The organism is Longimicrobium terrae, from assembly GCF_014202995.1.
Lineage (GTDB): Bacteria > Gemmatimonadota > Gemmatimonadetes > Longimicrobiales > Longimicrobiaceae > Longimicrobium > Longimicrobium terrae.
In genome coordinates, this window is the sequence record NZ_JACHIA010000018.1 from 62,090 (window position 1) to 85,147 (window position 23,058).

Annotated in this window: 18 protein-coding genes; 1 reads left to right on the plus strand and 17 read right to left on the minus strand. The window is 71.2% G+C overall.

What is annotated here, in order from left to right; all coding sequences use genetic code 11:
• Positions 1 to 70: 70 nt before the first annotated feature.
• The 15 genes from ftsZ to HNQ61_RS21840 all read right to left on the minus strand — a co-directional run bounded on the left by ftsZ (position 71) and on the right by HNQ61_RS21840 (position 17,045).
• Positions 71 to 1,369 carry a cell division protein FtsZ gene (ftsZ, locus tag HNQ61_RS21770; protein ID WP_170035476.1) on the minus strand — a complete coding sequence of 433 codons (1,299 nt, stop codon included), beginning with the start codon at positions 1,367 to 1,369 and terminating at the stop codon, positions 71 to 73.
• Positions 1,370 to 1,438: 69 nt separating this feature from the next.
• The gene (gene ftsA / locus HNQ61_RS21775; protein WP_170035475.1) at positions 1,439 to 2,701 is read right to left on the minus strand and encodes a cell division protein FtsA; all 1,263 of its coding nucleotides are present in this window, start codon (positions 2,699 to 2,701) and stop codon (positions 1,439 to 1,441) included.
• Between the two features lie 25 nt (positions 2,702 to 2,726).
• Positions 2,727 to 3,491, minus strand: a complete 765-nt coding sequence (locus HNQ61_RS21780) for a cell division protein FtsQ/DivIB (RefSeq protein WP_170035474.1) — start codon at positions 3,489 to 3,491, stop codon at positions 2,727 to 2,729.
• Positions 3,488 to 4,900 (minus strand): UDP-N-acetylmuramate--L-alanine ligase, encoded by a 1,413-nt coding sequence (gene murC, locus HNQ61_RS21785; protein WP_170035473.1) that lies wholly within the window; start codon positions 4,898 to 4,900, stop codon positions 3,488 to 3,490. The genes HNQ61_RS21780 and murC overlap by 4 nt, the downstream gene beginning before the upstream one ends.
• 414 nt (positions 4,901 to 5,314) lie before the next feature.
• A complete protein-coding gene (locus tag HNQ61_RS21790; protein WP_170035472.1) occupies positions 5,315 to 6,439 on the minus strand; it encodes a UDP-N-acetylglucosamine--N-acetylmuramyl-(pentapeptide) pyrophosphoryl-undecaprenol N-acetylglucosamine transferase in 1,125 nt (374 codons plus the stop codon).
• Positions 6,436 to 7,665, minus strand: a complete 1,230-nt coding sequence (locus HNQ61_RS21795) for an FtsW/RodA/SpoVE family cell cycle protein (RefSeq protein WP_170035471.1) — start codon at positions 7,663 to 7,665, stop codon at positions 6,436 to 6,438. Before HNQ61_RS21795 ends, HNQ61_RS21790 begins: the two co-directional genes overlap by 4 nt.
• The gene (gene murD, locus HNQ61_RS21800; RefSeq protein ID WP_170035470.1) at positions 7,662 to 9,038 is read right to left on the minus strand and encodes a UDP-N-acetylmuramoyl-L-alanine--D-glutamate ligase; all 1,377 of its coding nucleotides are present in this window, start codon (positions 9,036 to 9,038) and stop codon (positions 7,662 to 7,664) included. Before murD ends, HNQ61_RS21795 begins: the two co-directional genes overlap by 4 nt.
• Complete coding sequence (gene mraY, locus HNQ61_RS21805) at positions 9,038 to 10,147, minus strand: phospho-N-acetylmuramoyl-pentapeptide-transferase (protein WP_170035469.1); 1,110 nt, start codon at positions 10,145 to 10,147, stop codon at positions 9,038 to 9,040. The genes murD and mraY overlap by 1 nt, the downstream gene beginning before the upstream one ends.
• Before the next feature lie 4 nt (positions 10,148 to 10,151).
• Positions 10,152 to 11,564 (minus strand): UDP-N-acetylmuramoyl-tripeptide--D-alanyl-D-alanine ligase, encoded by a 1,413-nt coding sequence (locus tag HNQ61_RS21810; RefSeq protein ID WP_170035468.1) that lies wholly within the window; start codon positions 11,562 to 11,564, stop codon positions 10,152 to 10,154.
• On the minus strand, positions 11,561 to 13,066 hold the full coding sequence (locus HNQ61_RS21815) for a UDP-N-acetylmuramoyl-L-alanyl-D-glutamate--2,6-diaminopimelate ligase (protein WP_170035467.1): 1,506 nt from the start codon (positions 13,064 to 13,066) through the stop codon (positions 11,561 to 11,563). Before HNQ61_RS21815 ends, HNQ61_RS21810 begins: the two co-directional genes overlap by 4 nt.
• Positions 13,063 to 15,057 (minus strand): penicillin-binding transpeptidase domain-containing protein, encoded by a 1,995-nt coding sequence (locus HNQ61_RS21820; RefSeq protein WP_170035466.1) that lies wholly within the window; start codon positions 15,055 to 15,057, stop codon positions 13,063 to 13,065. Before HNQ61_RS21820 ends, HNQ61_RS21815 begins: the two co-directional genes overlap by 4 nt.
• Entirely contained in the window at positions 15,054 to 15,452 is a 399-nt protein-coding gene (locus HNQ61_RS21825; RefSeq protein ID WP_170035465.1) for a hypothetical protein, read from the minus strand. Before HNQ61_RS21825 ends, HNQ61_RS21820 begins: the two co-directional genes overlap by 4 nt.
• On the minus strand, positions 15,449 to 16,390 hold the full coding sequence (gene rsmH / locus HNQ61_RS21830) for a 16S rRNA (cytosine(1402)-N(4))-methyltransferase RsmH (protein ID WP_205761624.1): 942 nt from the start codon (positions 16,388 to 16,390) through the stop codon (positions 15,449 to 15,451). Before rsmH ends, HNQ61_RS21825 begins: the two co-directional genes overlap by 4 nt.
• Entirely contained in the window at positions 16,387 to 16,590 is a 204-nt protein-coding gene (locus tag HNQ61_RS21835; protein ID WP_170035464.1) for a hypothetical protein, read from the minus strand. Before HNQ61_RS21835 ends, rsmH begins: the two co-directional genes overlap by 4 nt.
• Positions 16,591 to 16,613: 23 nt before the next feature.
• The gene (locus HNQ61_RS21840; protein WP_170035463.1) at positions 16,614 to 17,045 is read right to left on the minus strand and encodes a division/cell wall cluster transcriptional repressor MraZ; all 432 of its coding nucleotides are present in this window, start codon (positions 17,043 to 17,045) and stop codon (positions 16,614 to 16,616) included.
• Positions 17,046 to 17,243: 198 nt separating this feature from the next.
• On the opposite strand from HNQ61_RS21840, the gene HNQ61_RS21845 reads away from it, so the two are divergent.
• A complete protein-coding gene (locus HNQ61_RS21845) occupies positions 17,244 to 18,215 on the plus strand; it encodes a YegS/Rv2252/BmrU family lipid kinase (RefSeq protein ID WP_170035462.1) in 972 nt (323 codons plus the stop codon).
• Between the two features lie 565 nt (positions 18,216 to 18,780).
• Here HNQ61_RS21845 and HNQ61_RS28355 read toward each other — a convergent pair.
• Positions 18,781 to 22,506 carry an outer membrane beta-barrel protein gene (locus HNQ61_RS28355; protein ID WP_170035461.1) on the minus strand — a complete coding sequence of 1,242 codons (3,726 nt, stop codon included), beginning with the start codon at positions 22,504 to 22,506 and terminating at the stop codon, positions 18,781 to 18,783.
• Between the two features lie 133 nt (positions 22,507 to 22,639).
• Positions 22,640 to 22,987: a hypothetical protein gene (locus tag HNQ61_RS21855; protein ID WP_170035460.1), complete on the minus strand. Its 348-nt coding sequence runs from the start codon at positions 22,985 to 22,987 to the stop codon at positions 22,640 to 22,642.
• Positions 22,988 to 23,058: the final 71 nt, after the last annotated feature.

Below are 23,058 nucleotides of genomic sequence, written 5' to 3' on the forward strand. Positions count from 1 at the left end.
GGGAACGCGGCCGGGCACCAGAGACTCGCCTCCCCGCGGCGTGGGCCGCGAGGAGGCGAGGGGGCCGGCTTCAGTCCATCTGCCGGCGGATAAAGGTAGGAATCTCGAGGTCGCTGGGGACCTTGGGCTCCGGCCGCGGCGGCATCTTGTGCAGCGGCGTCACCCCCGGCTGTGCCTCGGCGCGCGGCTCGGGGCGGTGCTCCAGCCGCTCCGCGCGCGGCTCCATCCGCGGCTCGGGGCGGCTGTCCATCCCCGAAGAACGAGAGTCCAGCGACGAGCGCGCGTCGCCGGAAGCCGGACGCGGCGGGTAGGCCGTGCGCGTCCCCGCGATATCGGCGCCCGCGGGGGAGCGGCCGTGCGAGCGGAAGTCGGCGCGGATCACGCCGTCCAGCCGGTCGGGGATGATGGCGTCCTTTTCAAAGCCGGTGGCGATCACCGTGACGCGCACCTCTTCCTTCATGCTGGGGTCGTGCACGGCGCCAAAGATGATCTCGGCGTCGTCGCCCGCGGCTTCCTGGATGATGGAGGAGATCGTCGTGACCTCGTCGATCGCCAGGTCCATTCCGCCGGTGATGTTGATGAGCACGCCCGCCGCGCCGCTGATGGAGATGTTGTCCAGCAGCGGCGAGCTGATGGCCTCCTGCGCGGCCTCCATCGACCGGTTTTCGCCCCGTCCGAAGCCGGTGCCCATGAGCGCCGCGCCGCGGTTGCTCATCACCGTGCGCACGTCGGCGAAGTCCACGTTCACCTCGCCGGTCACGCGGATCAGGTCGGAGATGCCCTGCGTGGCGTGCAGCAGCACCTCGTCCGCCTTCTTGAGCGCGTCCTTGAAGCTGGTGCCCTTGCCCACGACGGCCAGGAGCCGCTCGTTGGGCACCACGATCATGGTGTCCGCCGCGCGCTTCAGCTCGGCAAGGCCCTGCTCGGCCTGCTTCATCCGCTTCTTGCCCTCGAACAGAAAGGGCTTGGTGACGATGGCGATGGTGAGCGCCCCCATCTCCCGCGCCATTTCCGCGATCAGCGGGGCGGCGCCGGTGCCGGTGCCGCCGCCCATGCCGGCGGTGATGAAGACCAGGTCGGCGCCGTCCAGCGCGCGCCGCATCTCATCCCGGTTCTCCTCCAGCGCCTGCGCGCCGATTTCCGGGCGCGCGCCGGCGCCCAGGCCGCGGGTGAGCTTGTGCCCGATCTGAATGCGGACGTCGGCCTTGCTGAGCTTCAGGACCTGCGCGTCGGTGTTCACCGAAATGAAGTCGACGCCCTCCAGGTCCTCCTCGATCATGCGGTTGACGGCGTTGCCGCCGCCGCCACCCACGCCCACCACCTTCATGCGGGCGTTCTGGGTCATCGTTTCGTCGTACTCGAAGACCATGTGCGCTGGCTCCCCAGGGGAGAAAATTCTGAACAGAAAGAACTAAAAAGCAGGCGACCGCGCGGGCTTCTAGAAGAAGTCCGCGAACCAGTCGCTGATGCGCTTTACGATGCCGTTGACCGAAGCGCCGGCGAGGGCGCTGCTTTCGGGAGTGTCCGTGATGAGGCGTCGCGACCCGTAGACCGCGAGTCCGGCGGCGGTCGCAAACTTGGGGCGGCGGACGGAATCCGCAAGCCCGCCGAGTCCCTCGCCGGGCACGCCGATGCGCACGGACGAGGCAAAGGTGCGCTCCGCCAGCTCCACCACGCCCTGCAGCGCGGCGCCGCCGCCGGTGAGCACCACGCCGCCGCCCAGCTCGCCCCCGCCGAACCCCGCGCGCTCCAGCTCGGCCGCGACGAGCCCAAAGATCTCGTCCATCCGCTGCTCGATGATGTGCGCCAGCAGCTCGCGCGCGACGTGGCGCGTCTGCCCCGCCGCCGCGCCCGGGATCTCGAACGTTTCATCCGGCCGCACGAAGTCCGCGCGGGCCACGCCGAAGCGCTCCTTGGCGCGCCCCGCCTCGGCGTACGGAAGCGAGAGGCCCTTGGCGATGTCGTTCGTGACCGTCGCGCCGCCCCAGGGGAGCGAGGTCAGGTGCTTGATCTTGCGCTCGTGAAAGACGCACAGGTCCGTCGTCCCCCCGCCCAGTTCCACGAGGGCGACGCCGATCTCCATCTCGTCTTCCGTCAGCACGGCGAGCGACGAGGCCAGCGGCTCCAGCACGAGCTCCGCGACGGTGTAGCCGGCGCGGGTGACGGCCTTGCGCACGTTCTGGCTGGCGCTGGCGCTGCCGGTGACGATGAAGACCTCGGCCTCCAGCCGGGTCCCCGCCATGCCGACGGGGTCGCGGATGCCGTCCTGCGCGTCGACGATGTACTCCTGCGGGATCGCGTGGATCAGCTCGCGGTCGCCGGGGATGACCACGGCGCGGGCGACTTCCTGCACGCGGTCCACGTCGCCCGTGCGGATCTCACCGTCCCCCGCCGGGCGCCCGCCGACGGCGACGACGCCGGTGCTGGGCCAGGCGTGGATGTGCTCGCCCGCGATGCCGGTGTACAGCCGCTGCACGGTCACGCCGGCCATCAATTCCGCTTCCTTGACCGCCTTGCGCACGGACTCGGTGGTGGCCTCGATGTCGGTGACGATCTCGCGGCGGATGCCGCCGGTGCGCGCCTGCCCCACCCCCAGCACCTTGACCTGGGCGCGGTGGGGGGCATCGCCCGACACCTCCGCGATGACCACGGCGGTCTTGCTCGAGCCGATGTCCAGGCCTGCGACGATGGAAGAACGCATCAGTTCCGGAAGCGTGGGCTGCGGGTCAGGTACGCGGCGGCGCGGGGGCCGTCGCGGGGGTGCTGCCAGGCGCGATCAGGCGGACCACCACCTGGTCCGCGTAGCGCGCGTCGACGACGGCGCGTCCGCCCGCGCCCAGGCGGCGGTCCACGTCCGCCAGGGCGGCGCGAAGCTGCGTAAGCCGGGGCTCGCCGGCGCCGGAGGCCAGCAGCACCTCTGCCCGCGGCGCGGACATGAAGAGCCGCGTCCCGGCCCGGGTGGAGCGGACTTCGCTCACCCGCGCCATCAGCATGGGATCGGCGTCGGCCAGGCGCGCGGCCTCGGCCAGCACGGCCAGGGTGGCGCGGTCGCGGACGCGGGTGGCCGTGTCTGGCGCCGTCCCCGCGATCGGCAGGTCCACCGGGACGCGGGCGGGATCCACCGGAAGAATCTCCCCCGTCGCCGTCGCGGGTCGCAGCGTGCCGGCGGACACGAAGGCGGCCGGGCGCTTTTCGACGATGCGGATGCGCAGCGTGGCGGGAAAGCGCCGCTCCACGCGCGCGTCGGCGATCACCGGATGGCGGCGCAGCGCGGCTTCCCACGCGGCCGGGTCCGTGTACACGTTGTCGCCGATGCGCACGCCGGAGGCGGCGACGACCTCGTGCGGGGCCAGCAGGCGCGATCCGGCCACCTCCACGCGGTCCGCGGCGAACCACTGCACGTGGCGCAGCACCGACGGGCCCCAGAACGGAGACGATCCGCCCGCCGCCAGCAGCGTGGCGAGAATGCCCAGGCGCGCGGCGCGCTTCATCCCCGTGCTCCCGAAAAGCGCTGGTGCAGTTCGCGCGCGGCCATGTCCAGGTTCCCCGCCCCCAGCGTCAGGCACAGGTCGCCGCCGCGCAGTTCCGCGGCGACGGCGTCCACCACCTCGGCGCGGACGGGAACGTAGCGCACCGCCACGCCCGCCGCGGTGGCGGTGTCGACGATCATCTGCCCCGTGACTCCGTCGATGGGCTTTTCCCGCGCGGCGTACACATCGGTCAGAAAAACGACGTCCGCGGCGGCGAGCGCCTGGCCGAACTCGGCGGCGAAGTCGCGCGTCCGCGAGTACAGGTGCGGCTGAAAGACGGCGACGATGCGCCGGTCCGCGTATCCCGCCCGGGCGGCGCCCAGCGTGGCCCGCACCTCGGTGGGATGATGGGCGTAATCGTCCACGAACAGGATTCCGGCGGCTTCGCCGATCTGCTCGAAGCGGCGGTCCACCCCGGCGTACGACGCGAGTCCCTTTGCGATGGCGTCCCACTCCGCGCCGAAGCGGCGGCCCACGGCGATGGCGGCCAGCGCGTTGCGCACATTGTGCTCGCCCGGCGCGTTCAGCCGCGCGGTGCCCAGGACCACGCCGCGCTCGCGGACGGTGAACTCGGCGCCGGACGGGCTCAGCCGCAGATCTTCGGCGCGCAGCATGGAGCCGGCGTTCAGCCCGTACGTCATCACCCGCTCGGGGCCGCCGGGGAGCCGCGCCGCCAGCCGCGCCGCGCCGTGGTCGTCCGCGCAGCAGGCGATGAGCCCGTCGTCCGGCACCGAGGCAGCGAAGATGTCGAACGCCTCCTCGATGGCCTGCAGCGAGCCGTAGATGTCCAGGTGATCGGCTTCCAGGGTGGTGACGACGGCCACGTTGGGGCGAAGCTGGTGGAAGGAGCGGTCGTATTCATCCGCCTCCACCACGTACACCCGGTCGCCGCCGGGATGCAGGTTGCCGTTCCACGCGGGAACGCGCGCGCCCACGAAGCCGGTGGGGTTCACCCCGGCCGCGGCGAGCACGGCGGTGGTGAGGGTGGTGGTGGTCGTCTTTCCGTGCGTCCCCGCGATGCCCACGACGGTGCCGTGGTTGACGATGGCGCCCAGCGCCTCGGCCCGCTTGAGGACCGGGATGCCGCGGGCGCGCGCGGCGGCGAGTTCCGGATGGTCGTCGGGGACGGCGGCGGTCATCACCAGCGCCGCGCAGTCGGCGGCGTGGGACGCATCGTGGCCCTGGTAGACGACCGCGCCGCGCTCTTCCAGCCGCTGCGTCGCCGGGCCGGGGGACGAGTCGCACCCGGTGACCCGCGCACCCGCCAGCAGAGCCATCTCGGCCAGCGGCGACATCCCCGCCCCGCCGATCCCCATGAAGTGGATCGGCCCCTGCTTGGCGAGCTCAACCAGGTCGAATTCGGTGCTCAATGTAACGTCAGCCCAACGCGGGGAAAAGCTTCGCGCGGCGCGGGTTTGCGCCGGGAACTGCCACGATCTGCAACGAAACTGAAGTGCGTGAGTGCGGGGTGCTGAGTGCGTGAGTGCGTTCGCATCTCCCCAGCGGTCGTTCCCCCGCCCTGTCTCTCGCCGTACCGGATCTCTCCCGGCGCAACCGGCCCGCGAAACGGACTCCGCGCGGCGCCACCCCACTTGCCGCCGCAGTCCGCGCAGGCGGACTTCGTGCCTTTCCAGCGGCGAATTCATTCGCTCCTGGACGGCGGTCGCGCCCTGATCCGCCGAACCTCACCCAACCCGCCCCCACAGTCCGCGCAGGCGGACTTCGCGCCGTTTTTGCCGCGACTTCAGTCGCCCGTCCTCAGAGCACGCCTTTGCAGCGCCGTCTCAGCGGACCAGCGTCGCGAGCTGGGCGACGATCAGATCCGCGGCGTCGGGCTGGCCGCGCTCGCGCGCCTTGGCCGCCACGGCGGCGCGATGCGCGGGATCATCCATCGCCATCACTTCGCGCCACAGGCGTCCGCCGCCCAGCTCCTGCTCCTGCACCATGACCCCCGCCCCGGCCTCCGCCAGCGCCACGGCGTTGTGGTACTGGTGATTGGCGGCCGCGTGCGGCAGCGGGACGAGGATGCTGGGGATGCCCCACGCGCACAGCTCCGCGATGGACATGGCGCCCGCGCGGGTGATGGCGAAGTCCGCCGCCGCCAGCGCGCCCGGCATGTCGGTGATGTACGGCAGCGCGTGCACCCACGACGGATTGCCCAGGTCCTCCAGCCCCTTCTGCACCCGGTCGAAGTTGCCCGTTCCCGCGGCCCACAGGATCTGGAAGCCTTCCGGCGGCGCGGGAAGCCGTCCCTCGCGAATGCCGCGCAGGTCCGCCAGCAGCGCCTCGTTCACCGGGCGCGCGCCCTGGCTGCCGCCGACGACGAGGCACACCGTCCCCGCGGTCAGGCCGAAGCGCGCGCGGGCCGCGGCACGGTCCACGTTGAAGTCCGGCGGCGTGATGGGATTGCCGAAGCGGAACACCTGCGTCTTGTCGCCCGGCTTCAGGTACTTGAGCGCTTCGGGGAACGCCAGGTGAAGCTGCCGCACGCGCTTGTCCACCAGCCGCGTCACGAAGCCGGGATACGAGTTCTGCTCCTGCACCGCCGCGGGAATGCCGCGCATGATGGCATACGCCACCGCCGGCCCGCTCGCGTATCCGCCCGTGCCCACGACCAGGTTCGGCTGAAAGCGGCGGAACACGCCGTTCAGCGCGGTAAACGAGCCGAACATGGCCGGCACCAGGCGCCAGTTCTGCCACGGCTTGGCGCGGCGGATGGGCTCCAGCGGCAGCAGCGCGTGCGGCTCGCCGCGGTCCGGAAGCACGCGCGCCTCCACGCCGCGCTTGGCCCCGATGTACATCACCTCCGAGGCCGGATCCAGCCGCTTGAAGGCGGCGCCCAGGGCCAGGGCGGGATACAGGTGGCCGCCGGTTCCGCCGCCGGCAAACAGTACGCGTGGGGTGGTCATCGGGCTCTTTCGGGGTCCTTCGCCGCGCGGGCGATACTCAACAGGATGCCCACCGCCGCGAACGAAGTCAGCAGCGCCGACAGGCCGGAAGACATGAACGGCAGCGCCACGCCGGTCGTCGGCAGCAGCGCCATCGCCACGCCCATGTGCAGAAACGCGGAAACCGCGATCAGGTTGGTCATTCCCAGCGCCACCAGGTAGCCGAAGCGGTCCGGCGCGCGCGCCGCGATGCGGTAGCCCACGACGAGGAATCCCGCGAAGACGGCCACGACGAACAGGACGCCCAGCAGACCCCACTCCTCCGCGATCATGCTGAACAGAAAGTCGTTGTGCGATTCCGGAAGAAAGCCGTACTTCTGCCGGCTTTCCCCGAATCCCACCCCGCCCAGCCCGCCGCTGCCGATGGCGATCAGCGACTGGTGGATCTGGTAGCTCACGTTCCCCGTGTCGTGCGCAGGGTCCAGAAACGCCGCCAGACGCCGGGCGCGGTATCCCTCGCCCGTAATCAGCTTCCACAGCACGGGAACGGCGAGAAGGCCGAGGAGGATGAAGTGCCCGATGCGCGCCCCGCCCGCGAACAGCACCAGCGCCGCCAGCAGGACCAGCAGGAGCGCCGCGCTCATGTTCGGCTGCTTCATCACCAGGACGAGGATCGGCAGCCAGACCAGCAGAAAGGGCATCAATCCCTTGCTGAGCGAGTGCAGCCGGTCCGCCTTCTTTACCGCCATCATCGCCGTCCATACGATCAGCGCGATTTTGGCGAACTCCGACGGCTGAAACTGGATGCCCAGCTTGAGCCACCGGCGCGCACCGTTCACACGCGGGGCGAGCGCTTCCGTCCCCGGCATCACAACCAGCGCCAGGAGGACGATGACCATCGCCAGCATGGGCCAGGCAAAGCGGCGCAGCTGCCGGTAATCCACCCGCGACAGCACCGCGGCCAGTACCACGCCGATCCCCGCGCCCATCACCTGCTTGAGGGCGAAGTAGTGGCCCGGCAGGTCGTGCGAAGCCGCCTCGAACGAGCTGGCGCTGTACATCTCCGTCAGCCCGAAGGCGAACGCCATGGCCGTCAGCGCCACCAGCGCGCGGGCCTCCCACGTCTGCTCGCGCGGCAAGGCGGCCACGGCGGGCGCGGTGGTGTACGCCCGCTCCCGCGGCGTCACCGGCGGCTGCACGGGGTCCTTGGCGGCGCGGGGCCGGCGCAGGAGCGCGATGCTGGTCATTCCCCTTCTCCCCGGGCCAGCTCGGCGAACCGGCGGCCCCGTTCCTCGTAGTTCCTGAACATGTCGAAGCTGCTGCACGCGGGCGAAAGCAGCACCGCGTCCCCAGGCCGCGCGACGGACGCGGCGCGGGCCATCACCTCGTCGAATCCGCCCTCGACGTGCTGCACGTCGACGGCGCCGGACAGGTCCGCCGCGATCTGCGCCCCCGCCTCGCCGAACGCGATCACCGTGCGCACGCGGCCGGCCAGGTCCCCCGCCATCTCCGTGTACGGCTCGCCCTTGTGGCGCCCGCCCAGCAGAAGCACGGTCGGCCGGCTCATTCCGCGGATGGCGACACGGGTGGAGGCCACGTTGGTCGCCTTGCTGTCGTTCACCCAGAGCACGCCGCCGCGCTCGGACACGGGCTGCAGGCGGTGCGGCGGCGCCTCGAACCGCGGCAATGCCTCCGCGATCGACTCCGCCGAAGCCCCGGCCAGACGCGCGGCCAGCGAGGCGGCCAGCGCGTTGGCGATGTTGTGCGGGCCCAGGATGCGCAGCCGGTCCGCGGAGCCGAGCGATTCCGTGCGCCCCGCTTCCGTGCGGATCCGCAGTTCCCGCCCGTCCATCCACCCGCCCAGCTCGTCGTCCGACTTCGGCATCGACGCGGCGCGGAACCAGTAGCGCGTCCCCGGCGCGTCGCCGATCAACGTGGCCGCGCGCTCATCTTCCGCGTTCAGAATCCACCGGCTCGCGTCCGTCGCGTTGCGGAAGAGACGCGCCTTGTCGGCGTAGTAGTCTTCCAGGTCCGCGTACCAGTCCAGGTGGTCCGGCGCGAGATTCGTCAGCATCCCGATCGCCGGCGTGAACCGGTCGATGCCGCCCAGCTGGAAGGAACTGCACTCGACGACATTCCACGCGGGCTGCGGCTCGCGCAACGCAAGCTCGCTCAGCGCCGTGCCGATGTTGCCGCCCGCGACGGCGTCGATTCCCGCGGCGCGCAGCAGGTGCTCCGTCAGCGAGGTGACGGTCGTCTTTCCATTCGTCCCCGTGATGCCGATCACCGGGCCGTCCAGCTGCTCGTACGCCAGCTCGATCTCCGGAACGACCGGCACGCCCTGGATGGCCGGCTCGCGCAGGATCGCGGCGGTCGGCGGAATGCCGGGGGAGAGGACGATCCGCGAGCACGCGGCCAGCTTGGCCAGATCGTGCCCGCCCGTCTGCGCATCCCCGCCCAGCGCCCGCACCTGATCCGCCGCCGCGCGTGCAGCCTCGCCATCGCCCGCGTCGCTGGCGTACACGTGCGCGCCGCGGCCCAGGGCCAGGCGCGCCGCGGCCAGTCCGCTGCGCGCCAGCCCCAGCACGCCGATCGTCTGTCCGGCGAACGAACGGCTCATCAGCGGATCTTGAGCGTGGCGAAGGCGGCCAGCGCGCACATGATCCCCATCAGCCAGAAGCGGATGATGACCTTGCTCTCATGCCACCCGATCTGCTCGAAGTGGTGATGCAGCGGCGCCATGCGGAAGATGCGCTTGCCCGTTCCCGTGCGGCGCTTGGTGTACTTGAAGTAGATGGTCTGCGACGCCACGGATAGCGCCTCGGCCACGAACACCGCGCCCACGATGGCCAGCAGGAACTCCGCCTTCAGCAGCACCGCCACCGCGCCCAGCACGCCGCCGATGGCCAGCGACCCGGTGTCGCCCATGAACACTTCCGCCGGGTGCGCGTTGTACCACAGAAAGCCCATGCATCCGCCGGCCAGCGCCACGCAGAAGATGCCCAGCTCGCCCGCGCCCGGGAGATAAAAGACGTTCAGGTAGTCCGACGCGTCCACGCGGCCCAGCAGGTACGCGAACACGCCGAACGTGGCCGCCGCGATCCCCGACAATCCCGCCGCCAGGCCGTCCAGCCCGTCAGACAGGTTCACCGCGTTGCTGCAGCCCACGATGATGAAGGTGACGAACAGCACGTACGTCACCGGGTGAAACCAGACGTGCCAGCTCTTGAAGAACGGGATCTGGGTCCACGTGGCGGGAATGGGATCGCTGACGTGGAACACGATCAGCACGATTCCCAGCAGCACGCCGATTCCCGCCTGCCCCAGGATCTTGTAGCGCCCCTTGAGTCCGCCGGTGTTCTTGCGGACGATCTTCAGATAGTCGTCCAGAAAGCCCACGACGCCCAGCCAGAGCAGCACGACCAGGGCGATGACCGTGTACCAGTTGTCCAGCCGCGCCCACAGAAAGGTGGGGATGACGGTGGACAGGATGATGAGCACGCCGCCCATCGTGGGCGTGCCGCTCTTGCCCAGGTGCGTCTGCGGGCCTTCCGTGCGCACCACCTGCCCTACCTTGAGCATGCGGAGGCGCGAGATGATGGCCGGCCCGAACCAGAATGCGACCAGGAATGCCGTGACCACCGCCCCCGCCGCCCGGAAGGTGCCGAAGCGGAAGAGGTTGAAGCCGATGTAGTACTGCGCGAACGGGACGAACAGGTGGTAAAGCACCGGATTACTCCTGCGAGGAGGCGGTCTGCGCGAAGTCGCGCTCCATCAGCGGAATCCAGCGTTCCAGCGCCACCCCGCGCGAACCCTTGAGCAGGATGGTTTCACTTCCCGTCAGCGACGGGCGCAGCGCCTCGTACGCGTCGATCGGGTCCTCCGCGGCGACCAAGCGGCCGCTGAGGTCCGTTCCCTCCGCCAGAAAGGCGGTCACGAAGTCGCCCGTCGCCACGATGCGGTCGATGCCGTGCCCCACGAGCGCGGCGGCGTGCCCGGCCAGCTCGCGGTGCAGCCGCTCGCCGTGGTCGCCCAGTTCCCGCATCGTCCCCATGACGGCGATCTTTTCCCCATCGACCGGAACTGAAGCGAGCAGGTCCAGCGCGGCGCGCATGCTGGGCGGATTGGCGTTGTAGCAGTCCGCCAGCACGCCCAGCGAGCCGATGCGGCGCCACTCGTTGCGCATCTTGGGCGCCTTCATCGCCGCGAATCCCGCGGCGGCGGCTTCCATCGGCACGCCCCACTCCGCGGCCACGGCCAATGCCAGCAGCGCGTTGCGGACGTTGTGCATCCCCGGGAGGGGGAGATGAAAATCCACGCCCCCGAAGCGGAACTCGGTGCTGCCGTCCGACCGCACGCGGATTCCTTCGCGCCCGCCCTCCGGCCGCACGTCCGCGCCTTCGCCCAGGCCGGCGACGCGCACCCGCGACGGCGCCACGGCCTCGCGCGCGCCCGCGGCCAGCTCTTCCGGCTCTTCCGCCACGATGGCGACGCCGATGTCGCGCAGCGCGTCAAAGATCGACAGCTCCTCGCGCAGCACGCCCTCGACCGAGCCCAATCCCTCCAGGTGCTCTTCGCCGATGGAGGTGATGAGCGCCGCGTCCGGCTCCACGATGCGCGACAGCAGAACGACCTCGCCCGGCTCGTTGGTCCCCGTCTCCACGATGACGGCTTCCGCGTCGTCCGGGCAGGCCAGCAGCGTCAGCGGAACGCCCACCTGGTTGTTCAGGTTGGCGTCCGTGGCGTGGACGCGGAAGGTGCCGCCGAGCGCGGCGCGCAGCAGTTCCTTGGTGGTCGTCTTGCCGTTCGATCCCGCGACGGCGACCACGCGGCCGCGGAGCGCGCGGCGGCGCTGGCGGCCCAGGGCACCCAGCGCGTGCAGCGTATCAGCGACGACATAGTAGGCGATGTCGGGCGCGCCCTCGGGCACGTGCGTCACCACGGCTCCGGCCGCGCCCTTTTCGGCGGCCTGCGCCAAGTAGGCGTGGCCGTCGAAGTTGGCGCCCCGCAGCGCCACGAACAGCGATCCGGCGGGAATGGCGCGCGTGTCGGTGGACACGGCGGAAAATTCAGCGGGCGCACCCGCGGGGGAATCCGTCCCCAGCGCGTGCGCGACCTCGTCGGCGGTCCAGCGAAAGGGGCTCAAACCCCACCTCCCTCAGCGTCAGTCAGTTCCGCGAGGATCTCGCGCACGATGATGCGCTCGTCGAAGGGACGCTTCTCCGTTCCGATGATCTGATACGTCTCGTGGCCCTTGCCGGCCAGGAGAATCAGATCGTTGGAACTGCCTTCGGTGAGCGCGGTGCGGATGGCCTCGCGGCGGTCGGAAATTCGCTGGCGGGGTGCACGTCCCATGCCGCGTTCGATGTCATCCAGAATGGCTTCCGGGTCTTCCGTACGCGGGTTGTCGGAGGTCACGATGACCAGGTCCGCGCCCGCCGCGGCGGCGGCGCCCATCAGCGGCCGCTTCTCCGCGTCGCGGTCTCCGCCCGCGCCGAACACGACGATCACGCGCCCTTTTACGAGCGGCCGCACGGCGGCCAGGGCGCGCTCCAGCGCGTCGGGGGTGTGGGCGTAATCCAGCAGCACCGTGGCGCTGCGCGGCGGGCCGGCCACCCGCTCCAGCCGCCCCGGCACCTGCGGCAGCGTGCCCAGCCGCTCCGCGATGCGCGCCGGGCTCCATCCCAGGCTCCACAGCACGGCGCCGGCCGCGGCCGCGTTGCTCACGTTGAATCCGCCGAACAGGGGCAGCGCCACTTCCGCGTCCCCGTCCGGCGTCCGCAGGGTGAACTCCATCCCGCCCGCGCCCACGCGCACGCCCTCGGCCCGCACGTCCGCCGCGCGCTCCACGCCGAACGTGATCGTCCGCCCGACGGGCGAGCGCACGTCCGCCCACGCGGGATCATCCGCGTTCAGGATCGCCGCGCCGCCGGGCTTGAGCAGTTCCGTCAGCCGCAGCTTGGCCGCGCGGTACTCCTCCATGGTGACGTGGTAGTCCAGGTGGTCCTGGGTCAGGTTGGTGAAGACGGCCGCATCGAAGCGCACCGCCCCCAGCCGCTCCTGGTGCAGCGCGTGGGAGGAGACCTCCATCGCCACACGCATCACGCCATCGTCCGCGAACCGGCGCATCCACCGCGCGGCGTCCACCGGGCCGGGCGTCGTCAGTCCCTCCGTCCCCGGAATCACCTCGCCGTCCGCGCCGATCGCGCCCAGCGTGCCGACGTAGCCGCTGGGCCCGTCCGCCGCGAGCAGGTGGCGCAGCATGGCGGCGCTGGTCGTCTTGCCGTTGGTCCCCGTCACCCCGACGAGCGTCATCTCCCGCCACGGATCGCCAAAGAACTCCGCCGCAGCGAACGCCGTCGCCCGCCGCCCGTCGTTCACGACGATCTGGGGCATTCCGGCCGCTGGATCGATGCGCTCCACCGTCGCTCCCGCCGCGCCGGAATCCGCCACGGACGGCAGAAAGCGATGGCTGTCGCTCGCCGTGCCGACGACCGCGCAGAAGAGCGTGCCCCGCCCCGCCTCGCGCGAATCGGAGGTCACGTCCTCCACCACGCGCGCCGCGTCCTCCGCGGACAGACGACCCGCGAGCAGTCCCTCGCGTTCCAGCCGTGCTTCGATGGCGCCCAGCGTGGACTGGCGGCTCATCGGCCTCCTCCGTTGATGACGACGGTGTCGCCGCGGGTGGCGGTCTGCCCGGCGGCCGGCTGCGTGCCCGCGACGGAGCCGGTGCCCCGCACGCGGACGTGCATGCCCAGCGCGTGCAGGCGCCGCGCCGCGTCGCGAAGGGGAAGGCCGGCCAGTTCCGGCATGGGCACCGCGCCGCCCGGCGGCGGTTCCCGGCGCGCCACCCCGTCCGTCTGCACAAAGACGTACACGCCCTCGGAACCCGCGGGAGGCGCATCCTCGCGCACGGGCCCGGCCGCGGCCAGCGGCGTCTGCGACGGAAGCCGGGTGGCCAGCAGGCTGCGGCGGTCCAGCCCCGGCGAGCGCGCGGCAAGGATCGCCTGCAGCGTTTCGCGCGTGACGGGCGCGGCGGTCAGGCCGCCGTAGTAGTCGCCGCTGGGCCGGTCCAGCCGGACGAGGATGGTGAGCTGCGGGTCACGCGCGGGAAAGAATCCCACGAACGTGGCGTTGTATTCGCCCGCGATGTAGCGGCCGCTGGCGCCCGTCCGCCGCGCGGTCCCCGTCTTTCCCGCCACCTCGAACGTGGAAAGCGACGCGCGGGTCGCCGTTCCGTCTTCCACCACGGAAACCAGGACGTCGCGGATCTGGTGCGCGACGCTGGCGGGAATCACGCGGCGCACCTCGCGCGGATCGTGGCGCTCCAGCGTCTGCCCATTGCGCCCGCGCACCTCGCGGACGAGGCGCGGCTCCATCAGCGTGCCGCCGTTGGCCAGCGCGCTGTAGGCCAGCGCCAGCTGCAAAGGAGTGACGGACAGTTCATATCCCGTCGCCAGCGAGGCGGGCGTCATCTTTGACCAGCGGTCCGGGCGGGGCAGCCGCCCCGACGACTCGGTGGGATACTCGATCCCCGTCGGCGTGCCGAACCCGAAGTCGCGCAGCACGCCGAACTGCTGCGCGGGGGTCAGCCGCGGCGCGAACTTCACCAGGCCGATGTTGCTGGACACGCGCAGCGCGTCGCGAAGCGTAAGCCAGCCATAGGGATGCACGTCGGTGTGCACGCGCCCCATGGGGTCCGTCCACGAGCCGTTTTCGCCGTTCACCTGCTCGCCCAGATTGGCGCGCCCCGTCGCCAGCAGCGTGCTGACGAAGAACGGCTTGAGCGTCGATCCCGCCTCGTACGGCTCGATGAAGGCCGACACGCCCAGCGCCCCGCCCTGCCGTTTGCTGACGGCGGCCAGGATTTCTCCCGTGCGCGGATCCAGCAGCAGCAGGTCGCCGCCCTTGGCGCCGGTGCTGTCGATGGCCTCGCTGAGCGCCGCGTCCGCGATCTCCTGCAGGTCGAAGTCGATGGTCAGGTAGACGTCGCCGCCATCCATCGCCGGAGCCACGGGGAGCGCGACGGACGCTTCCTTCCGCCCGCGTCCATCCCGCCGGAGGATCGAGAATCCATCGCGCCCGCTGAGCATCGAATCCAGCGCCTGCTCCATTCCGCCCAGCGCGCGTCCGTCGCCGCTGATCCCCCCGAGAACCTCCTTGCCCACGGTGCCCTGCGGGTAGAAGCGCTGCAGCTTGCGCTCCCAGTGAAAGCCGCGCGGATCGCCCAGCGTGCGCCGCTGGTCCGCCGTAAAGCTGCCGGGCAGCACCACCCACCGCCGCCGCGGATCCGTCGCGCGGCGCGCGTTGGCGCGCGGGAGCTTGAGGACGCGGATCAGCGAGCGGACCGCTTCATCGCGCTCCACCAGTTCATTCGGCGCCAGCGACAGGCGAAACGTCTCGCGCGTGAGCGCGAGCGGAACGCCGTCGCGGTCCAGAATGGCGCCGCGGCGGGCCGGCAGCGCCACCCGGGCCTGCTGCTGCTCCGCCGCTTCCGCCCGCCACTTGTCCCCCTCGAACCCCTGCAACTGCACCGCGCGGCCAATGACCAGCAGCGCCGCAATCCCGATCGATCCGATCAGAAGCCGCCGCCGGCCGCGCAGCCGCTCTTCCGTATCCCACGGCATGGTGCGGCTCATGGCGCCTGCTCCATGGCGGAAGCGGCCACGGGAAGCAGGATCACCTCTTCATCCCGGGCCACGTGCAGCCCCATCCGGCTGGCGGCACCGGTGATGCGGGCGCGCGTCTGCAGCGCCTGGATGCGGTTAGCCCACTCCACCCGCTCGGCCTCGGCGATGGACGTTTCGTTCTGCACGCGCGAAAGCTCCCGCTGCCGGGCCACGCCTTCCGTCTGCCGCCACACCACGGACGCCAGCGACCCCGCGACGGCCAGGACGAGCAGAAGACGGCCCAGCGCGGCGCGGCGGCGGGAGCGGCGCGCGGGGTCCACGGCGCGCGGCGCCTCCCAGGGCGCGGCTCCGCCGGAGCGGCCGCGCGCCGGACGGCGCGGAGACGGGAGTGCGTCCGCGGTCACGCCGCGCTCCATCCGCGAAGGTGGGCGCTGCGGGCGCGGGGGTTGGCGGCGATTTCCTCGGGCGTGGCGTTCATCGGCTTGCGGGTCATCAGTCTTCCCAGCGCGCGCCCCCGGCACCGGCACACCGGCAGCCCGGGCGGGCACACGCACTCCTGGCTCCAGTCGCGAAAGGCGTTCTTCACCAGGCGGTCTTCCAGCGAATGGTACGCGAGGACGGCAAAGACGCCGCCCGGGGCCAGCGCCTCGCGAAACGACTCCAGCGCCCGCTCCAGCGCCTGGATCTCGCCGTTGACCGCGATGCGCAGCGCCTGAAAGATGCGCGCCTTGTCCGCCGCCTCCGCCCGCGGCCCCAGCGTGCGGCTGATGGCGGAAAGCAGCTGGTCGCTGATGGCGAACGGCTCCACCGCGCGCATCTCCAGGACAATTCGGGCCAGCTTTCGCGACCGCTTCTCCTCGCCGTAGCGGTAGAAGAGGTTGGCCAGTTCCTGCTCGTCCAGTTCGTTCAGCAGGTCGGCCGCGCTGGATTCGCCTGCGCTGGCCTGCCCCATCCGCATGTCCAGCGGCGCGCCGGGGCGAAAGGTGAAGCCGCGCGCGTCCTCGTCGATCTGGTGCGACGAAATGCCCAGGTCCAGCAGCACGCCGTCCAGCGTGCCCGGCGCGATCCCGGCGGCTTCTACCGCGTCGGCGAAGTTGGCGCGGACGGGGGTAAACCGCGGGCCGAACCGGGCAAGGCGCTCCCCCGCCTCGGCCAGCGCGTCCGGATCGCGGTCCACCCCGTACAGCCGCGCCTCGGGACCCCGCTCCAGCAGCGCCTCGGCGTGCCCGCCGCCGCCGAGGGTTCCGTCCAGAAAGGTGCCGCCCCGCTCCGGCCGGAGCAGGTCCATAACCTCGCGCACCATGACCGGCGCGTGGTAGCCGGTCGCATGGGGAAGAGTCACGCGGCCGCGCGGGGCGCGGCGTTGGCGCGGGTGACCACGGCGCGGCAGCAGCGGCAGGTATACCAGTCGGTACCCAGCCAGTTGCGCAGCGGGTCAAGGGCCTCGAACGGGCCGAAATGGCGGTCCAGGCCGCAGGGGATCAGGCCGCCGGAACGTGCGGGCGGCGGGGCCGGGGCAAAGGTCCGGGGCTGAACGATCATGGCGTGACGGGAGGGGTTGGAGGTCAGCCGAAGATCTGGTGCGTAAAGCTTTCCGCCTCGGCGACGGGTTCCGCGGTGGCCGCGGCGAACCGGTCCGGGTTCCACAGTTCAATGCGGTCGATGGCGCCCACCACCAGCGTGGGCCCGGCGATCCCCACCGCGTCCTGCAGCCGCGCGGGAACCATGATGCGCCCCTGCCGGTCGGGCGCAACTTCCACCGCGTTTGCCGTCACGCGCAGCACGTAGGCGCGGGCCTGCGGGTTCCTGCGCAGCATCTCGCGCAGGCGGGCCTCCACCTCGGCCCAGGTGTGCTGGGGGTACAGCGTGAGCGCGTCGGGAAAGGCATGCACGAGCACCATCGGCTCTTCGCCGCCCTCGCGCCGGAACGGGGCGGGGAGGCTGAGCCGGCCTTTTTCGTCGATCTGGTGCTGGTAACTGCCGAGAAAACCGTTCACCGGATCCCTGGTTGGGCGCGCCCGCCACACTCCTCCACAACTCCCCACATCGTCCCACTGTGCCCCACAAGGTAATCCCGAAACCCTCAAGGTCAAGGCGAAGATACGCCGAACTGCGGGCGCCCCGGGTTGGCGAAGATCTTGCCCTGCCGGGTAGTGCAACCCGCAGCAGGCCCTCACAATCCGGCAGGCGCTCCCGTGCAGATTTCCGTGATCATCAACCCCCGCAACGCCGAGGCGGTCGACGCCATCCGCGGCGGGGTCGAAGAGCTGCGCGAGGCCGGCCACACCGTGCATCCCCGCGCCACCTTCGAGTCCGGCGACGCCCACCGCTTTGCGTGGAAGTCGGCGGAGAACGGCGCCGATCTGGTGGTGGCCGCCGGCGGCGACGGCACCATCAACGAGGTGGTGAACGGGCTGTACGACTGGATCGAGGAACAGCCGGGCGAGCACACGCCGCCCCTGCCGCGGCTGGGCATCGTGCCGCTGGGGACGGGAAACGATCTGGCGGGGGGGATGGGAATCGCCACCGGCGACCCCAGGGCGGCGGTGCTGGCCGCGGCGGCGGGCGTGCCGTACACGGTGGATGTGGCGCGGGTGAACGGCCGCCTGTTTCTGAACGTGTCCACCGGCGGAATGGGCGCCGAGGCCACGGAAGAGGCGAGCGGCGAGTTGAAGCGCGTGCTGGGCCCGGTGGCCTACCTGATCACCGGCGTCAAGAAGTTCGTGCAATTGAAGGAGACCGTGGCGCGGTTCACCACATCCGACGGCGAGGTGCTGTACGACGGCGGGTTTCTGCTCTTTGCGGTGGGGAACGCGTGGCGCACGGGTGGCGGAAACTGGATTACGCCCGCCTCCGACCCCACGGACCGGCTGCTGGACGTGTGCATCGTCCAGTCGATGAGCCACGTGGATGTGATGCGCATTGCCCCGCTGATCCGCGCAGGCAAGCACGTGCACCATCCGCAGGTCACCTACCGCAAGGTGCGGGAACTGATCGTGGAGTCGGATGACGAGATGACGGTGAACGCCGATGGCGAGCCGCTGCAGGCGCGCCGCTTCGAGTACGGCCTGGGCGCGCACCAGTTGACGCTCGTCGTGCCCGAGGTCCCCGAGGCGCCCACCGATCCCAACGAGGTCGAGGGTTCCGAGGACGCGGAGAATACCTGACGAGGTCCGCTGGACGTTGAGGGTGGAGGCGTTGAGCGAATCTCGTTGAGCGAACGAATCCGCCGCTCAAACAGCGGCAAGCCCCGACACCGGCCGCTGGGGCGTCCGGTTCGGGGCTTCAACTGCCCGCGGCGGCGGGATTGTGTTGAACGCGAGCCGCGCTCGTGGGAAGGTAGATTATTGGCGGCGCCTTCGGGATCACGCCTCTGGCGCGGAGAACGAGTCGCGATGAGTCCACGCAGTTGAAGCCCCGATCGTGGACGCGACAGCGGCCGCGTCTCGGGGCTTACCGCGTTTTGAGCGGCGGATTCATCCGCTCAGGAGAGCCTGTGCCACGACGATCTCAGCAGATCCGCGCTGAACTCTCCGCCCCGCCCCAACCCTCCCCCAGTCTTTTTTGGGGGAGGGTGGGCGAGTAGTACGAGCCCGGGTGGGGGCCGCCGTGAAGCCCGCCCCTCAACCATCCACCGCACGTCCCGCAGAATCCTCTTCCGAGAACAACAAACCCGCGCGCCGATGAGGGCGCGCGGGTCTGTCGTTGATCCACGATCGGGTGCGGGGCGGATCAGCCTCCGCCGGGCCCGCCGAATCCCTGCCGCGAGGCCGAGTTGCGGATCGCGGCCGGTACGCGGCGCCACTGCTCCGGCGTCAGCACTTTCTGCGCGTCGCTCAGCGCCGTCTGCACGTTGGCGCGCCCGCGGTTCACCGCCGGCCCCAGCCGGTCGAAGAGCGTCCGCGGATCGGCGTTGCCGCCGGCGCCCGCCACGGCCGTGCGCACTTCCTCGCGGATGGGATCGTTCTTGGCCGCGAGCGAGTCCTCGATTACGCGCAGGCGCGCCGTCTGATCTTCCGTCAGCCCCAGCGTGTCGCTCAGCGCCAGGATCGCGCCGATCGGCTCCGGCAGCACCCGCTCCAGAATGCGCTCCACATCCGGCCCGCCCTGTCCGCCCGCGCCGCCCGGCCCGCCGCCGCCCGGCCCGCCGCCACCCGGGCCGCCGCCGCCGAACCGTCCGCCTCCGCCCCCACCTCCGCCGCCTCCACCTCCACCGCCGCCGAACGCGATCCCTGCCAGTCCCCCGCCCCGCCCGCGCTGCGCGCCGACGGCGATGGAGCCGGTAATCTGCACCCCGAACGGAGAGCGCGTTCCGAACCGGTCCGTGCGCGACGTGCCGAAGCGCTCATTCACCTGGTAGCGAAAGGCCTGCGTCTGGGCGTCGAACGAGGACGGATAGAGCAGCACCTCGTCCACCCGCGCGCGCTGGCCCCAGCCGCGCAGGTCGTTGGCACCGTTCAGCAGCAGGTCCGCGCCGGCTTCCAGGTTGAACGCCTCGATGCCGATGGACAGGCGCTGCCCCACGTTGGGGAGCGTGGGCGTGATGGTGGCCCGCAGGTTCACCGAGTGCGACCACGGCCCGCGGCAGGAGTTGCGCTCCGCCACCTGCCCCAGCTGTTCGCGAAGGCAGGCACGCACGCCGCCCGGCACCTCCGAGAGCACGCGGGCGATCCCCGCCGCCACATCCGGATCCGCCGCGTCCGATCCAAAGATGAACGCCGGGTCGTTGCGCGCGCCATCACCGTTCACGTCCCCGCCCACCAGCGGCGTAAAGGGCGAGCCCGACGACGCGCGTCCCACCAGCGACAGCTCCAGCCAGCGCCCCACCGGCATTCCGATGATGGTGTTCACCTGGTGCCGGCGGTCCGAGTCGCTGGCCCCCCACACCAGTTCGTTGGGATTGCCCGTGGTGGGCGTGGCGCCGAATCCCTGCAGCGCGCGGCCGCCGAAGCCCCACGAGCTCTGGTCGCGCGTGTACGCCAGCGTGTACGAGCCCTGCAGAAAGATGCGGTGCGGCAGCACGCCGCTCAGCCCCAGCGTGAGCTGCGTGGCGTCCGTCTCCAGGTCGCTGTTCAGCTCCAGCACCCGCCCGAACGCCGTCTGCTGGCGCGAGGCCAGCAGCGGCACCTCGCCCGTTTCCGCCACGATGGCGTCCGCCGCGGCGAACACCGGCCGGCCGCCCTCTTCCGCCAGTAGGAACGCCGGCTCGGCGCGCAGGTTCAGGTCGCGTACGCCGTACTGGCTCACGCCGCGGGCGTAGGTGGCGTCGATGGAGGCGTTGATCCCCAGGAACTGCGCCTGGTAGCCCAGCGAGCCGCGCCACGAACGGGGCGCCCCGAAGTTGTCGCCGAACGCGGCCACGGTGGGCGGCACCGACAGGTCCACCCCGCCGGCCGTGCCGTCGTCGCAGGCGGTGGGAATGGAGGACGGATCGTTGTCGTACGCGGCGAAGTCGGGGCTGGGCGCCACGCCGAATCCCACGCACGATAGCAGCACCTGTCCGCCCAGCCCGCCGTTGCTGTCCAGCACGTCGGCGAACAGCGCGTACGGCGGCAGCCCGCGGAACTCGCCAAAGCCGCCGCGCACCAGTCGCAGCGGCGCGCCCTGCTCCGACAGGCGCCACGAGAAGCCGGCGCGCGGGCTCACCCGCACCTCGCCGGGAAGGCGGTCCGTCTTGATCCCGAAAGCCGAGTCCACACGGGCGTTGTACGCGGCCTCGCCGTCAAAGCGCGAGCCTTCCAGCCGCAGGCCGTACGTCACCTGGATGGTGGGGCGCGGACGCCAGTTGTCGCCCAGGTACAGCGCGCCGTTCCATCCGCTTCCCGCCGTGGTGCGGCCCTGCAGCGTCCGCGTGAACGAGGCCGGGTTGCCGTTCTGCAGATCCGCCAGCGAGTTGAAGCTGAAGCTGCCCAGCGAGTTGGGCGCCGACTCCTGGCGCGAGCGCGTGTTGTTCAGCAGCAGCCCGCCCTTGACGCGGTGGTTGTCGCCGATCAGCAGCGAAAGCTCGTTCGCCAGCTCAAAGGTGCTTTCGCGGCTTCCCGAGGGAAGCTGGCGGTCGCCGCCAAAGGCAAAGGTGGAAATTCCCGTTCCGCCGTCCTCCAGTTCCGAGGTCACGCGGACGCGCACTTCCGGCAGGTCCACCGAAGCATCCGAATCGCGCGCCCCGCGGGTGGCGGACACGCGCAGTTCGTTGATCCACCCGTCGCGGAACCGCGAAGTGAGCGTGGCCACGCCGCCCAGATCGGTGTTGCGCGACTCGCCGCCGCTCTGCAGCAGTTCCAGCGAGCCCAGGCGGGTGTTGTCCTGGTCGTAAAAGGAGCCGAAGCCGCGCAGCGCGATGGTGTGCCGCTCGCTGGCCGTGAAGTCAATCCGGGTGAGCAGGCTGGCCGCGTCGCCCACGCGCTCGTAGGCGCCGATCTGCCCGGCCGGGTTCACGCCGTAGCGGGACTGCACGATGTCCAGAAAGCGCGATACGGAATCCCCCTCCACCCCCAGCAGGCCGTAGCCGGCGGGAGTGCGCGGGAGCAGCGTGTACAGATCGTCCGCGCGGCGCTGCACCGCGCCGCTGACGAAGTAGAAGAGGCGGTCCTGGATGATGGGCCCGCCTACGCCGCCGCTCAACTGGTACTGGCCGTAGCCGTCGGACCACGGGGTGCGCCCGGTGCCGCCCTGCAGCGCGTCGTCGCGCACGCGCGACGAGAACGAGCCGGTGAAGCGGTTGGTGCCGGAGCGCGTGGTCTGCGACACCTGCCCGCCGCTGAACTGGCCGCGCGCCACGTCATAGGTGTTGGTGATGACCTGCGTGCCGCGGATGCCTTCCTGCGGCACACCCAGCGGCGACCCGCCGGAAAAGGCGCTGGCGAACGAGGCGCCGTCCAGCGTGACCGAGTTGGACGAGGCGCGCTGGCCGGCGACCGAGAAGCCGGCCGCGCCGCCGATGGAGTCCGAAAGGGTCACCACGCCGGGCACCAGGCTGGCGAGGGAGGTGGGGTCTGTGCCCTCCAGCGGCAGGCGGTTGGCCAAGTCGCCGCTGACGCCGCGGCTGGTGGAGCCCGCGTCGCCCTGGCCGGGGCGCGGGCCGGTGGTGGCCTGAACGGAGATGGCGTCCAGCGTAATGGTGGAACTCGCCAGCCGCACGTTGGCCACGAGCACATCCTCATCCGCCTGGCGCGCGACGGCAATGGTGGTGGGGGCGGCGCCAAGGAAGGTGACGCGAAGCTGGTAGCGGCCTCCACCGTCGGGAAAGACGATGGTGTAGCGGCCATCCGCCGTGGTGAGCGTGCTCCGCCGCACGCCGGTTTCCGCCGACACGGCTTCCACCCGCGCGCCCACCGCGGGGGTGCCGCCTTCGCCGGTTACCTGTCCCCGCAGCACGTCCGTTGTCGAACCCACCTGTGCCGCCGCCCCCAGGGGGAGCAGCAGCACCAGGGCCATCGCCATCAGCCAGCGCATGATCATCCCGTTTCCGTTCGCCATCGCCGCGCGCACGAGCGCGCCCGGACGCCAGCCGGCGCCCGTCATCCCCAACACAGTTTCGAGGGTGTTTTCGTTGGGTTCAATCCTCCGTCAAGCGGATTGTACAATCCTTGGATCAGCGGCGCCGCCGGCACGCGATGCGGCCCGCGGTGCGCGCCCAGGGACGCGGCGCCCACACGCCTCCGTGATACACGGCGCACTCGCCCGTGGCGGAACTGGCGACGGCGGAAAACCCGGCCGTTCCCTCGGCCTGCAGGCGCACGCGGATCGTGGTCGGCGGCCGCAGGCGCAGATCGTCGAGCGACGCCGTGTACCTGCCGTGCGAGGCGCGGTACGAGGCCTGGGCCTGCGTCACGGCGCGCAGCACGGCCGTCAGTTCCGCATCCGTCTGGCTCGCCGCCCCCGCTGGAGCGGGCCGGACCAGAGTCGTTATCAACAGGCAGAGCAGGGCGAACGCATCCATGACGAAACGCGGGTTCGGGGGATCGCGGAACGCACAAAGAGTACACTCAAACTCCGATGTCCGCAACGTTC

Bases quoted from the DNA above. Each gene is read 5' to 3' on its own strand.
- ftsZ (WP_170035476.1), bottom strand. From the start codon at position 1,369: ATGGTCTTCGAGTACGACGAAACGATGACCCAGAACGCCCGCATGAAG.
- ftsA (WP_170035475.1), bottom strand. From the start codon at position 2,701: ATGCGTTCTTCCATCGTCGCAGGCCTGGACATCGGCTCGAGCAAGACC.
- HNQ61_RS21780 (WP_170035474.1), bottom strand. From the start codon at position 3,491: ATGAAGCGCGCCGCGCGCCTGGGCATTCTCGCCACGCTGCTGGCGGCG.
- HNQ61_RS21790 (WP_170035472.1), bottom strand. From the start codon at position 6,439: ATGACCACCCCACGCGTACTGTTTGCCGGCGGCGGAACCGGCGGCCAC.
- HNQ61_RS21795 (WP_170035471.1), bottom strand. From the start codon at position 7,665: ATGACCAGCATCGCGCTCCTGCGCCGGCCCCGCGCCGCCAAGGACCCC.
- murD (WP_170035470.1), bottom strand. From the start codon at position 9,038: ATGAGCCGTTCGTTCGCCGGACAGACGATCGGCGTGCTGGGGCTGGCG.
- HNQ61_RS21815 (WP_170035467.1), bottom strand. From the start codon at position 13,066: ATGAGCCGCCAGTCCACGCTGGGCGCCATCGAAGCACGGCTGGAACGC.
- HNQ61_RS21820 (WP_170035466.1), bottom strand. From the start codon at position 15,057: ATGAGCCGCACCATGCCGTGGGATACGGAAGAGCGGCTGCGCGGCCGG.
- HNQ61_RS21835 (WP_170035464.1), bottom strand. From the start codon at position 16,590: ATGATCGTTCAGCCCCGGACCTTTGCCCCGGCCCCGCCGCCCGCACGT.
- HNQ61_RS28355 (WP_170035461.1), bottom strand. From the start codon at position 22,506: ATGATCATGCGCTGGCTGATGGCGATGGCCCTGGTGCTGCTGCTCCCC.
- HNQ61_RS21855 (WP_170035460.1), bottom strand. From the start codon at position 22,987: ATGGATGCGTTCGCCCTGCTCTGCCTGTTGATAACGACTCTGGTCCGG.